This window comes from Apibacter sp. ESL0432, from assembly GCF_019469225.1.
GTDB lineage: Bacteria > Bacteroidota > Bacteroidia > Flavobacteriales > Weeksellaceae > Apibacter.
This window is the reverse complement of the sequence record NZ_CP048266.1, coordinates 1,574,140-1,587,527: the sequence shown is the minus strand read 5'-3', so window position 1 is coordinate 1,587,527 and position 13,388 is coordinate 1,574,140. Positions and strand designations below refer to the sequence as shown.

Here is a 13,388-nt window from a genome sequence, read left to right as displayed (position 1 = left end):
TCTTCAGTTGGTATTACTCCAAGCTCAACCGTACATAATGGCTATTTCCTCCCACAACACTTGAATATGGTACAAATTTGATAATGTTTTGGCCGCATAAATCAGACAAAATTTATGCCATTTTACCTTTATAAATACTTAATATAATATAAATTAAAGTGAATTGAAAATGTAAAAGACAACTATTAATTGTCTTTCAATATAAATCAATATAATAAATTTATTATGTTGCTATGATTCAATATAATATTTTTAATTATAATTTTTATTTAAGTTTTTAATTAAATAATTATATTAAGAGTAACAATTAAAATATTAAATAAAAACACTTTAAATATTCTTGTATTATTAGCTATTTCTATGGTGATTGGTAAATTATTTAATAGTTTAAAATTTAGGTTAATAAATTTAATTGTAAGATTATTTTAAAATAAAAATTATTTATTATCCCAATTTTTATAAGGATTTTTCATAAGCATTGAATTGTAATATCTGGGATCATCTGTGACTTCTTTTCCTAACCAATCCGGTTTCTCAATAGTTTCATTTTCATCATCTAATTCAATTTCTGCAAGGATTAGTCCTTCATTCTCCCCGTAAAATTCATCTACTTCAATTATTTTGTTTCCAAAGGGAACAATATATCTTTTTTTATCTATAATACCTACTTCACATAATTGTATGAGTTCATTAGCCTCTTCTTTTGTGATTTCCTTTTCCCACTCAAATCTGCTTATACTATTTTTTTTATTAGAACCTTTAATGGTTAAAAAACCTTGATCGTCTTGGATTCTAACACGTACAGTTCTTTCAGGTATTGAAGATAGATATCCTTGTTTAATTTGTAAACTTTTGATGGCCTTCGATTTAAATTCTCCTGTAATTAAATATTTCCTTTCAATTTCTTGTCCCATAGGATGTAATAAACAATTTTATTGAATATATCATTTGTAAATTTTAAAAAAATACAAATTTTTGAAGTTAATTTTTATTCTTTTTAGCTTTCCAAAGTTGATCTAAATATTTATATCTGTCTGAAACATATTGAGAATACATTTTAGAAATAATATATCCCTCTTTTCCATCTAAAAAACCAAATTGAATAATATAATGATGGAGAAAACGATATATAGGTTTAATATGGTGATGTAGAAAATTTGATTTTTTACCCTTTTCAAATAATTCTTTTGCCTTAAGTCGAGAATATTTATCTAACTTATCTAAATATTTTTTTTCAGAATTAAAAGAATAATGGTCCAATCTGTTTTTTAAATATCCCGGTTCAGTTTTACATTCTATTTCTTCATGAACAAGTTTACTGCTTTTATATAAAGATTTATCTTTTTTAAATAAACGTATTACTTTATCATTCTTCCATCCGCTATGTTTTAGGAGTTTGTCTTTAAAGTAAAAATTTCTTTTTATCCAATAGGCGTCTTTAGGGTTAAGGGAATTTACAGTATTTAAAATTTCATTAATTAAAGGAGTGGGGATATGTTCGTCTAAATCAAAAAAGACGATCCATTCATGTGTTGCGCGTTCAATGGCAAAATTCTTTTGATTAGTGAAATTATCAAATACTCTTTCAATGAAAATTACATTAGGATATTTTTTGAAAAGTTCCTTAGTTTTATCTGTGCTAAATGAATCCACTACAATTATCTCATCGGCAAAAGAAATATCTTTCATAAAACGATCTACATTATCTTCTTCATTATAGGTAATACATAAAGCGGTAATTTTTGGTTTTTTGCATTCAATATCTTGCGGTAAATTAGAATTCGTTTTATCTATACTTAAAATATTTTGTAAATAATGATCAATTTTACTAAGTAACATTTTCGGTTTCATTAGTTTATAAAAAGGTTCAGGCTTACGTAAGATTTCTTTAAGAGGATATTCCGTATAAATTTCAGGATAAATATCCATAAGATGAAAACTTTTATGAATAAGTAAATTTTCATAGCATCCCCAATCTTTTCTGAACTTGTGCGGGGAAAAAATTGAAAATGTGGGCTTTTGTATAGCCTTTGCAATATTAACAGCTCCTCCCTCATTGGCTATCAGTGCATTGCAATTAGATAGTATGGAAGCAAATTCTCGAATATTATTTCCAAGAATGGAAGTAAATATTTTTTCTTTATGTTCAATTTCTTTTAAAAGATCATCCGCTTCTTTTTGTTGCTTAGGAATATAATTGAATAAAATATCTATATCATAATGTTTTAATAAGTAATTGATTAACTCCGCCATATACGATAGAGGCCAAGATTTTTTTAAACTGCTTCCCAATATACCAACCATTAGGACCGGTTTCGTAAAACTGACTCCGGAGCTGATCATTAATTTTTTAGCATTATTAATTTCTTGCTCGGTTAAAAATATTTCGGTTTGAAAATCAATTTTAGTAATATTATTTATAAAAGGAGAAAGTAAAAGGCATCTATTTTCAATGGAAGTACAATGGATAAATTTTGGAAATTTTTCCTCTACAAAAACATCCGTATAAAAATATTTAAAAAAAGGTTTATCAAAACTAATTCTCCTCTTAGCTTTAGAAAACAACGTTATGAAGCGACTTTGTAATTTAGCGTAAGGATCTAAAAGTATATCATATTTCTCATTTTTAATATATTTTGTATACTTCCATAAAACAGAAAGCTTTTTTAACTCAATATCATCAAACTCTATTATTTTGTCTATATAAGGATTGTTTTGAAGGATATATATAGCATTGTTGTAACAAAAAAAATGAACTTCGATATTTGGAAATATTTTTTTTAAATTTTTAGCAAGTACACTGGCTACTAAAACATCCCCGATAAATTTGTTTTGTATAATTAATGCTTTCTTCAAAAATATAATATTTAATAAAATAGTTCGGCAAAATTAGAAAAAAAATCATTCATAATTAAGAACATAGGTCATATAATAATTATTTATTTTCTTATAGTAGGCATAATATTTAACACTCGCTTTTTCATCAATAATCCAACATACAATAGGTTTATCACTTTTCAATTGAAAGGGTTCTACTCTATAGTGATTTAAAAAAGACCATAAGTTTCCATGGTGTATTTTATACAGGGCTTCTTTTAATCCCCATAAAATATGATAATAGTCCTTTTCTTCACCTTTTGGTATGAATTCAAATTCATCCTTTCGAATAAACTTGTATTTTATGGTATTAATTTTTTCATCTCTTTCCAATTCAATATCAACTCCAATATTAAAAGACGAAGCACCAACACAGACTACTCCGTGTGAATGAGATACGGAAATATTGTAAGTTCCTTCAACATAGGGTTTACCTTCTTTAGTGTATTTTACGGTACTATCTAAACCTAAAGCCATTAAACAAGCTCGTAATCCCAAATATTCTCGTTTTCTTTTAGGGGTTAACGAATCATATTTACCTTGTCTTATGTTATCTAATTTTAATATCCGTAACAATTCTTCATTAGTTTCACTGACTTTCCAAGTAACTATTCTCGTAAAATAATCAGGTATAATAAAATCTACAATAGGCATTTAAGATAATTTAAATAGATTAGTAAGTAAATATATAAAATTATAATAATTCTCTTATAACTCTGAATTGTAAAATACTTTGTAGTAAAACATTTTCTTTTCTTCATCATACCCTTGCTCTAGAAAATCTTCGGAAGCTTCGGGTCTGTTAATATCCAATTTAATTTGAATATATGTATCTAATTTGATATCAGTTTTAATTTTTCTTTTTTCCCTTGCTAAAGCATTGGTGGAAACATCAAAAATTTCCGAAAATTGAACCCCTGAATTTTCTGAATAATCTTTTTTATATGATTTGAATTCATCAATCATATCATAATTTTCCAATAATTCCTTCTCTAAAATTTCTTCAGTTATCGTTTCATTTTCATTAAATACTTGAAGACAATTACTGATAAATTCAGTTTGAATTTTCTTTCCTTTTTCCTCAAAAATTACTTGTTGTGAAAAATCAGATAATAAATTAATGTAATTTTTAGTCTGATACGAATCATCTTTAATATAATCTACTTCCAGAAATGACTTTTTCCAATATTCGGATTCTACATGAGCATCATCATGTACCAATATTTTATAACCACTTTCTTTATGTGTATTAAGTATTAAACAACTCTTATCAATGGATGAGTCTAATCTAAAACCTTTCTGTATGGCGCATTCAACAATGTCAGAATGTTTAAATCGAAGAAATTTGTTTTTATTTTCTAATTTAAATATTCCGATGCCGGAAATTTTAGACTCCTGTCCAATATCAATATCATTGAATAAAGCAATAAAAATTTCGCCTTTTTTAATTTGTGGGTGATTGGATCTTTCATAAAGATGATCTAAAACTTTGTCTGAAAAACTTACAAAATCGATGGCATCTTCAAAAACATCTTTACATAAAGAATATAAAATATTAAAATTTATGTCTTGGGTATAATGAGTAAATTCATAGTATTCCAAATTTTTTTTAAAAGGTGAAAGGAAATAGGGTTGCATAGCCTCTTCTTCTTTTTCATTTAAATGAAATAAATCACCGGCATAAATGTTTTTTTCTTCACGTAGTTTATTACCGGAAAATTGTAAAGTTAATTTAGAAATTACAGCATGTTTTAAATTAATCGTCATAAATTTGCCTGATAAGAATTACAAAAGTAATTCATTTAAAAATATCAGTAAATAATATTCATTACTAATTTATTTTGATTAATGAAATAATGTAATTTACACAAAACAAACTCCTTGTTCTAAAATAAATTAGTGAAATCCAAAATCTAAAAATCTTATATTCATTTAAAATGATATCAATATATTTTTAGAATTCAGTTAAAACTAGTTTAAATAAAAATATTTATGAATAAACTTTAATATTCTTCTAAAAAATTTGAATTGGATTTTTATTAATTATTTATCTTATTCATTACAGAAATTCTACAAAAAACTAATCAGTTACATTAAAATTAGAAATTTTAAATAGTTTATATTTGCAAACATTTAATAATATATGGGAACCACTCTAGAAAAAGAAATTAAAAGAAGGAAAACTTTTGGAATTATATCCCATCCGGATGCTGGTAAAACAACCTTAACAGAAAAATTACTTTTATTTGGTGGAGCGATTCAAGAAGCAGGAGCTGTAAAAAGCAATAAAATCAAAAAAGGAGCAACCTCAGATTTTATGGAGATTGAAAGACAAAGAGGTATTTCGGTTGCTACTTCCGTATTAGCCTTTGAATATAAAGGAAAAAAAATAAACATATTAGATACACCCGGGCATAAAGATTTTGCCGAAGATACCTATAGAACACTAACTGCCGTAGATTCAGTAATTGTAGTTATAGATGTAGCCAAAGGAGTTGAAGAACAAACCGAAAAATTGGTTCAAGTTTGTAGAATGAGGAATATTCCTATGTTGGTATTTATCAATAAACTCGATCGCGAGGGTAAAGATGCATTTGATTTATTAGATGAAGTTGAACAAAAGTTACAATTAAGGGTTACACCATTATCTTGGCCCATCGGTATGGGATTAGATTTTCAAGGAATCTTTAATATGTGGGAGAATAATTTTAAATTCTTCACCGAAGAAAAAAAACAAAAAGTAGGAGAGAGTATTGAGATTAAAGATATAAATGATCCAATAGTAAATGAACTTATTGGCGACCAAGCAGCAGAAAATCTAAGGAATGAACAAGAATTAATACACTCGGTTTATCCAAAATTTTCAAAAGAAGAATATTTGAACGGAACCTTACAGCCGGTTTTTTTCGGTTCCGCATTAAATAATTTTGGAGTTCAGGAATTATTAGATGCATTCGTTGAAATTGCACCCAATCCGCTACCTAAAATGAGCGATATACGATTAGTTAAACCGGAAGAAACGAGTTTTACGGGATTTGTATTTAAAATTCATGCCAATATGGATCCTAAACACCGAGATCGTTTAGCTTTTGTGAAAATTGTATCCGGAACTTTTAAACGAAATACCAATTACCTTCATGTTCGGCAAAATAAAACTATGAAATTTAGCAGTCCTGCAGCCTTTTTTGCCGATAAAAAAGAGGTTGTGGAAGAAAGTTTTCCAGGAGATATTGTTGGTTTGCACGATACCGGTAATTTCAGGATCGGGGACACCTTAACAGAAGGAGAAAAATTAAATTTCAAGGGAATTCCATCGTTTTCACCGGAACATTTCCGTTATATAAATAATGAAGACCCTATGAAAACTAAGCAGTTGGCAAAAGGAATTGATCAATTAATGGATGAAGGAGTTGCACAATTATTCACGCTGGAAATGAATAACAGGAAAATCATAGGAACAGTGGGTGCGCTGCAATTTGAAGTAATACAATATCGTTTAGAACATGAATATTCAGCAAAATGCAGTTATGAACCAATTCATATACATAAAGCATGTTGGGTGGAAACAGAGGATGAAAAATCATCGGAATTTTTAGAATTTAAGCGGGTGAAACAAAAATTCTTAGCTAAAGATAAGTTTGGGCAATTAGTCTTCTTAGCTGATTCTGCATTTAGTATAACCATGACTCAAGAAAAATTTCCATCGGTAAAACTTCATTTTACGAATGAATTTTAGGTAAAATATATAAAAAACATTGTAAAAGAGAGCTAAAAAAAATTTAGCTCTCTTTTTTTAACGAACAATAGTATCTGTTACTATTATCTTAAAATATAAAATGCTATGCCTTCATATCTATATATATTAATGGGAATATAACTTTTACCTTTACCTAAAACTAACGAACCATCTTCGGATATCCAGATTTTAAGTTCATTTTTGTTGGTAGTGAGCAAATGATCCGATTTCTTTTTATATGATTTGTAAAAACGATAAACCGGAATTGTATTAGGTTTTTGAGTATTGAATGCATAACCAGATATGCCTTCAAAAATCCATCCTCCTTGTCCACCGTTTTTTAATTCGTTCCAATCAAGTGTAGATAAACGATCACCGTTTAGAAAATTATAATATCTGTATATAGGATAAGATCCTTCCACTTGATTAGCATAAATTTTTCCTAATATCCCCTCAAAATGTTTATTTCCTAATTCATTATAATTTGATGTATAAAAATGCTGTCCGTTTATATTATATCTGTAGAAATTTTTTGTTTCCACATATGTATACCTGCCGGGATACTGTTCAGATATAAATCTTTTATCCATTTCGGAAAGTGCGGTATTCCAACCGCTTGACCACCCATTTAAAGTTAAAGATGCAGGAATAGAATAAAGCATGATTGATTGACTGTCAAAGGAAGAATAATTAGTTGTAGTTGAATTATATTTATTTAAAACATTACTATCAACATACGCTTGGTTCCAATAATTAGGTTCTCCGGCATAATATTCATATACTTTCTGTCTATTCCACTGAATATTAGCAGCGGGGCTTTGATGCTCATGTTGTAAACCTAGTGCATGTCCGAATTCGTGAATTATTGTCCTTGAAAACTCGTAATCAGGAGTTGAATCTGTAAACCACCCGAAATTCATGGTAGGAATACGTTGGGTAATAGATCTAGCATCAGTTCCAATATAAGACCAAGACTGACCACTATTATCAAAATTTATTTTTATATCAGCATATTGATAAGCAGGAACATATTCAAAGTTTAAATTAGCATATTTCAACCATTCACCGGCAAATTGTTTTACTTTATTCTGTAAATAAGAGTTTCCGTTTAAAAATTTAATTTTTATAGTTTGTCCTGTATTCCATTTATTAAATTTATTAATTACTCCATTAGCAATAACTTCTTGAGTTGAATCTTGGGATTGAATAATGTCATCAGGTAAATAAGCATCTAAACAAAAATGTTCTTTTTGAGCTGTACTTTTGTCCGGTACAATATCAGAATTTAAAGAATCTTCAGTACAGGAAACCATATATACCAATAGGCTTACGTTTAATAAAAATATGTAGGAAAATTTTTTCATATTCAAGATTTTTTAAGGTTTTATAAATCCAGGATAAATGTTTAAGAATATTACTTTATATAAAATAATTAAAGTTATATAAAGTGATTTTAACATTTATTTACTTTTTGGATATTGCTTAGCAATAAATTTCTTGTCAGTAGAAGATAATTTATAATTGGGTTGACTATGCCAATGATTTAAAGTGAATGAAGCAGGAAATGAAATAAGCATGATAGAATGTTTATCAAAAGCCGAATAATTAGTTAATGCCTTGCTGTATTTATAAAAAATTTCAAAATCCACTTGGTCCTTATTCCAATAATTAGGTGCACCTTCAAAATAAGCATATACTACCGGTTTATTCCATTTTATATTTGAATTAGGGTTTTGATGTTCATGATGTAATCCAAGAACATGACCGAATTCATGAAGAATTGTTTTAGATAATTCATTTTCAGGAGTAAAATCCGTAAACCAACCAAAGTTCAAAGAAGGACTTTGTTGAGAAATGTATTTTGAATCGGTGCCCACATAAGACCATGATTTTCCGCTGTTATCAAAATTGATTTTAATATCGGCATATTGATCCGCAGTAACATATTTGAATGTTAAATTAGCGAATTGAAGCCATTCACTTGCATATGTTCTGACTTTATCTTGCAAATACGATGAACCATTTAAAAATTTGATTTTAATGGTATCTCCGGGATTCCATTTTTTTATAAGGGTGGTTACACCATAACCGGAAACTTCTTTATCCAATTCTGAGGTCTGAAAATTATCTCCGGGTAAAAAGGCATCCACACAAAATTTTTCATTTTCTGAAGATTTGTTTTCAGGATAAATGTCTGAAGTTAATGATTCCTCATTACAAGAAACCAGAAAAGCAGATGAAAATAATAGTAAAAAAAAAGTAAAATTTTTCATAATCATAACATTTATAAATTTATCAAATATAGGAAAAAATATTTAATTTTATATTCTGAATTATAATTTAAAGTGTATATAATATTATGATTATGTGATATAATTGTATTTTTAAATTATTATATGGTAATTATATTTGATTAACCAATTGTCTTTTATAAAATTTTAAATACTGCAAAAAGCAGAAGTTTAATAAAAATTTAATTATTTATATTTTATAAAAAAGATAAAAAAATAAGTTTATTATAATTCAAATAATAAGTAAGTTTGCCTATCAGTTTAATAGGAATTAAACTTTGTTGTTTTTTATATTGAATAAAATAATATTGCTTGTGAATAACCAATTATTTAAAATAGATCTTCGAAATTACACTTTGCTTTCTAAATATGTATACGTGCTAATCTTTCTATTTAGTACAACGATTTATCATTCACAAACTCTAAAAAAAGGCGAATTAGCGGTTGGTATTGACCTAACTTATGCTCCCTATGCTTATTTAGAAGGAATTCCCAGTGGTTTTGACCCTGACTTAATGAGATTAATAGGGGAAAAATTAAATCTTAAAGTAGTCTTTAAAGATACCAGAATAGAAAATATAATTATGGGCTTAAATGCAGGACATTATGATCTTATAGCATCTGCATTGTATATTAATCCGCAACGTGCTCAACAAGTTTCATTTTTACCCTATCTGCAAACCGGAGGTGTATTAGTTGTTAGAAAAGACGAATCCTACCGACCGTTATCTTTACAAGACTTATGCGGAAAGAAAATTTCTTCCATGAAAGGGGCGGCATGGATTCCTAAATTAAATGATGTTACCAAGAATTTCTGTTTTAAGAATAATAAACAAGCAATTGAAGTTAAAGAATACCCCAGTGCTCCCGAGGCTTCACAGGCGCTATTATCCAAAGGCGTGGATGTACAATATGAAGATGCGGCAGTTGCTAAAATGTTAATTGACAGATTAGGAGATAAATTGGTAATTTCTACACACGAAATGATAGATCCCGTATTAATAGGTTTAGCATTTAAAAATGAAAACATAGCCTTAAAAAATAAAATCGCACAAGTTATCCAAGAACTAAGAAAATCGGGAGAATATCAACAGTTATTGGATAAATATAATTTGGCTTATCCAAGTCAAGAATTAGTACATAAATATAAGATAGAAGAAGAATCGATTTCATCTCAAAAAAAGAATACAATTTTCAATTGGAAATATTTAAAAAATCAATTTATTAACACAGATTTTTGGAAAGCTTGTTTAACTGTAATCGAGTTAAGTACATTAACTTGGTGTATAGGAGTAGTTTTAGGCTTTTTAGTAGCATTAATGGGACAGAGTTCTCATTCATTTATAAGAACTATTTCCAAAGGTTATATTTGGTTTTTTAGGAGTTTACCTTTATTGGTATTATTAATATTTATATATAATCTACCTCAAATTTGGCCTCAAAGCTCGATAATACTATCCAATCCCTTCATATCCGGTTTAATAGCCTTAGTTTTAAGTGAAACAGCCTATATAGCGGAAATACATAGAGGAGCATTACAAGCGATACCCAAAGGACAATATGAGGCGGGAAAAGCACTGGGGTTATCCTACTGGGGAATCATGAGATTGATTGTTGCCCCGCAAACATTTAGGATAGCCTTACCGTCACTCGCTAATCAATACGTAACCATAGTTAAGTTAACCTCACTGGTATCGGTGATTTCCTTGACCGAAATATTGATGGTTGGACAGCAATTGTATACACGTAACTTTCTGGTTATGGAAACCCTGTTAGCAGTTGCTATCTATTATATACTAATAGTTACTTTGGTAACATGGAATATTAACAAATTTGAAGCAAAATTTGATGTCCATAAAAAAAGCACAGACATTGATAGTTCAATACAAGTTGATTTTGAAAAATTAAGAGAATATTCGAACATAAAAAATACGAATAAAGGTTCAACCGCTTTAGAATTAAAAAATATAACAAAAACATTTGGAACAACATTGGTATTAAATAATATATGTTTAAGCGTTCCTTGGGGAAAAGTAATCAGTATTATAGGTCCATCAGGATCAGGGAAAAGTACCTTAATAAGATCCATAAATGGTTTAGAAACAATAGATGAAGGAAATATTGAAATGGGAGAAGTTTCTCTTATAGCTAAAAATAAAAGTAAATTTCATAAATCAAAAAAGAAACTTCAGGAAATGAGGATAGGTATGGTTTTTCAATCGTATAATCTTTTTCCACACAAAACGGTATTAGAAAATGTTATGTTGGCTCCTTTATATCATAAAAAAAACAATGATAAACAGCTGCTGCGTATGTATGCATTGGCAATGTTAGATAAAGTAGGTATGTTGGTTCATGCCAATAAATACCCTCACCAATTATCAGGAGGGCAGCAACAGCGGGTAGCCATAGCAAGGGCATTGGCTATACAGCCCGACATTATGTTATTTGATGAACCGACATCCGCTTTAGATCCCGAATTAGTTCAAGAAGTATTGAAAGTTATTAAAGAATTATCTAATGAAGGCATGACTATGATAATTGTTACTCATGAAATGAAATTCGCATTTGAAGTATCAGATAGAATTGTTTTTATGGAATCAGGAAAAATTTTATACAATGAAGAACCTCAACAAATGAAAAAATCCAAGGATGAAAGATTGCTAAAATTCATTGGAAATGTTGCTCCCATCGATTATACTATTTAAAATAAACATAAGTAAATACAAATATGAAGAATCTAAAAGAAGAAATAGGTATTTTACAAAGACGAAAAATTGAAGCAGAAATAATAAAACCTATATACGATATTTTAAAGAGAAAGTATGGACTTGAACAGGCAAAATCGATTATTGAAGAAGCCGTAGCTAATGCAGCCATTCAGGCCGGAAAAGATTTTGCCCAAAAAGAAGATGGGCCAACCTCAGTACAAAGCTTTGTAGCTCTCCAATATTTATGGGAAAAAGATGATGCATTAGAAACAGAAGTGGTTGTTAATAATGAGAACCAATATGATTATAACGTGAAAAGATGTCGATATGCAGAAATGTATCATGAAATGGGATTGGGCGAAATTGGATTTTTACTCTCCTGCAATAGAGATGCTAAATTTATTGAAGGATATGCTCCAAATGTAAAATTAACCCGCCCCCATACTATAATGAACGGAGACGGTTTTTGTGATTTTCATTATAAACTAGAAAAAGGGAAAACAGATATTTCCAATGAATGATAACTTACATATAAATTCAAAGAGACTACAAACGTGGTTAGCCGATTTCGCTACCATAGGAGGTACGCCAAATGGAGGGGTACATCGTTTAACGCTCACAGATTTAGATAAACAAGCTCGTGATTTGTTTGTATCTCTGGCGAAGAAAGCCGGGTGTTCAATAAAAATAGATGCAATGGGGAACATTTTCGCCAGACGATCCGGTGAAGATAACCGTTTGAGTCCTGTACTTATAGGTTCTCACATAGATAGTCAGCCCTTAGGAGGTAAATACGACGGGATCTATGGGGTTTTAGCAGCCCTGGAAGTTGTTTACTCATTGAATGACCATGATATAAAGACTGATCGCCCCATAGATGTTGTAAGCTGGACCAATGAAGAAGGTTCACGTTTCGCTCCTGCCATGATAGGTTCGGCCGTTTTTTCAGGGTTAACTACTTTACAAGATGGTTGGTCGTGTAGAGATAGTGAAGGAAATACCATTAAACAAGAATTAGAAAGAATCGGATATGCTGGAAATGATAATTTTTCAAATTATAAAATCCATGCTTCACTGGAAGTGCATATTGAACAAGGTCCGATATTAGAAAACCATAATGAATTAATAGGAATAGTTACCGGAGCTTTAGGTCAAAAATGGTACGATGTTGAATTCACCGGGATGGCCTCTCATGCCGGAACAACTCCTATGGAAGTACGCCAAGATGCCTTACTAGGTCTCGCCGAGGCAGTGCTTGAAGTCAACACAATAGGAAAAAATGAAAAACCGGAGGGCAGGGCAACTGTTGGAATGGTAAAAATTACACCCAATTCAAGAAATGTAATTTCCGATAAAGCTTGGTTTTCAGTTGAATTTAGACATCCTTCAGAAAAAGGACTACAAAGGATGGATCAACAATTGTCTGAAAAAGTACATCAAATAGCTGAGAAATTAAATCTAACTTATAGCATCCGTCCTATATTATCCTTTCCTCCCTTACCCTTTGATAAAACCTGCATTGAAGTGGTACGCAAAATAGCTCAGAATTTAAATTATCCCCATAGAACAATGGTTTCAGGAGCCGGACATGACTCGTGTAATATTTCTAAAATAGCCCCAACTTCCATGATTTTTATACCTTGTATTAAAGGAATAAGTCATAATGAAAAGGAAGAAATTAAACCGGAATGGATGAGTGCCGGTGCTAATGTTTTATTAAATGCAGTAAAACATTTATCTAAAAGATAAAGAATAAACCAATTTATAGATTAA

Annotated in this window: 10 protein-coding genes; 4 read left to right on the top strand and 6 right to left on the bottom strand. The window is 29.5% G+C overall.

Going from position 1 to position 13,388, the window contains the following annotated elements; genetic code table 11:
* Positions 1–437 precede the first annotated feature (437 nt).
* From GYM73_RS06670 to GYM73_RS06655, 4 genes are all read right to left on the bottom strand, one after another.
* On the bottom strand, positions 438–914 hold the full coding sequence (locus tag GYM73_RS06670; RefSeq protein ID WP_220233370.1) for a CYTH domain-containing protein: 477 nt from the start codon (positions 912–914) through the stop codon (positions 438–440).
* Between the two features lie 67 nt (positions 915–981).
* Positions 982–2,856 carry a glycosyltransferase family 9 protein gene (locus GYM73_RS06665; protein WP_220233369.1) on the bottom strand — a complete coding sequence of 625 codons (1,875 nt, stop codon included), beginning with the start codon at positions 2,854–2,856 and terminating at the stop codon, positions 982–984.
* A 45-nt stretch (positions 2,857–2,901) separates the two neighbouring features.
* Positions 2,902–3,531: a 4'-phosphopantetheinyl transferase superfamily protein gene (locus GYM73_RS06660; protein ID WP_160541985.1), complete on the bottom strand. Its 630-nt coding sequence runs from the start codon at positions 3,529–3,531 to the stop codon at positions 2,902–2,904.
* A 54-nt stretch (positions 3,532–3,585) separates the two neighbouring features.
* On the bottom strand, positions 3,586–4,644 hold the full coding sequence (locus GYM73_RS06655) for a nucleoid-associated protein (RefSeq protein WP_220233368.1): 1,059 nt from the start codon (positions 4,642–4,644) through the stop codon (positions 3,586–3,588).
* 376 nt (positions 4,645–5,020) lie between these two features.
* Here GYM73_RS06655 and GYM73_RS06650 point away from each other — a divergent pair, with 376 nt between their 5' ends.
* Entirely contained in the window at positions 5,021–6,613 is a 1,593-nt protein-coding gene (locus GYM73_RS06650) for a peptide chain release factor 3 (RefSeq protein WP_105297977.1), read from the top strand.
* A gap of 83 nt (positions 6,614–6,696) precedes the next feature.
* Here GYM73_RS06650 and GYM73_RS06645 read toward each other — a convergent pair whose 3' ends face one another.
* Positions 6,697–7,977 carry a matrixin family metalloprotease gene (locus GYM73_RS06645; protein WP_220233367.1) on the bottom strand — a complete coding sequence of 427 codons (1,281 nt, stop codon included), beginning with the start codon at positions 7,975–7,977 and terminating at the stop codon, positions 6,697–6,699.
* A 96-nt stretch (positions 7,978–8,073) separates the two neighbouring features.
* Complete coding sequence (locus tag GYM73_RS06640; protein ID WP_220233366.1) at positions 8,074–8,886, bottom strand: M12 family metallopeptidase; 813 nt, start codon at positions 8,884–8,886, stop codon at positions 8,074–8,076.
* Between the two features lie 332 nt (positions 8,887–9,218).
* Here GYM73_RS06640 and GYM73_RS09995 point away from each other — a divergent pair, with 332 nt between their 5' ends.
* Genes GYM73_RS09995 through GYM73_RS06625 form a run of 3 tightly spaced genes read left to right on the top strand, consistent with a single transcriptional unit; the run spans position 9,219 to position 13,364 of the window.
* Entirely contained in the window at positions 9,219–11,612 is a 2,394-nt protein-coding gene (locus tag GYM73_RS09995) for an ABC transporter permease subunit (protein ID WP_220233365.1), read from the top strand.
* A gap of 23 nt (positions 11,613–11,635) precedes the next feature.
* Positions 11,636–12,136 carry an L-2-amino-thiazoline-4-carboxylic acid hydrolase gene (locus tag GYM73_RS06630; protein ID WP_220233364.1) on the top strand — a complete coding sequence of 167 codons (501 nt, stop codon included), beginning with the start codon at positions 11,636–11,638 and terminating at the stop codon, positions 12,134–12,136.
* The gene (locus GYM73_RS06625) at positions 12,129–13,364 is read left to right on the top strand and encodes a M20 family metallo-hydrolase (RefSeq protein ID WP_220233363.1); all 1,236 of its coding nucleotides are present in this window, start codon (positions 12,129–12,131) and stop codon (positions 13,362–13,364) included. The genes GYM73_RS06630 and GYM73_RS06625 overlap by 8 nt, the downstream gene beginning before the upstream one ends.
* Positions 13,365–13,388 lie beyond the last annotated feature (24 nt).

Bases quoted from the DNA above. Each gene is read 5' to 3' on its own strand.
- GYM73_RS06670 (WP_220233370.1), bottom strand. From the start codon at position 914: ATGGGACAAGAAATTGAAAGGAAATATTTAATTACAGGAGAATTTAAA.
- GYM73_RS06660 (WP_160541985.1), bottom strand. From the start codon at position 3,531: ATGCCTATTGTAGATTTTATTATACCTGATTATTTTACGAGAATAGTT.
- GYM73_RS06655 (WP_220233368.1), bottom strand. From the start codon at position 4,644: ATGACGATTAATTTAAAACATGCTGTAATTTCTAAATTAACTTTACAA.
- GYM73_RS06650 (WP_105297977.1), top strand. From the start codon at position 5,021: ATGGGAACCACTCTAGAAAAAGAAATTAAAAGAAGGAAAACTTTTGGA.
- GYM73_RS06645 (WP_220233367.1), bottom strand. From the start codon at position 7,977: ATGAAAAAATTTTCCTACATATTTTTATTAAACGTAAGCCTATTGGTA.
- GYM73_RS06640 (WP_220233366.1), bottom strand. From the start codon at position 8,886: ATGAAAAATTTTACTTTTTTTTTACTATTATTTTCATCTGCTTTTCTG.
- GYM73_RS06630 (WP_220233364.1), top strand. From the start codon at position 11,636: ATGAAGAATCTAAAAGAAGAAATAGGTATTTTACAAAGACGAAAAATT.
- GYM73_RS06625 (WP_220233363.1), top strand. From the start codon at position 12,129: ATGAATGATAACTTACATATAAATTCAAAGAGACTACAAACGTGGTTA.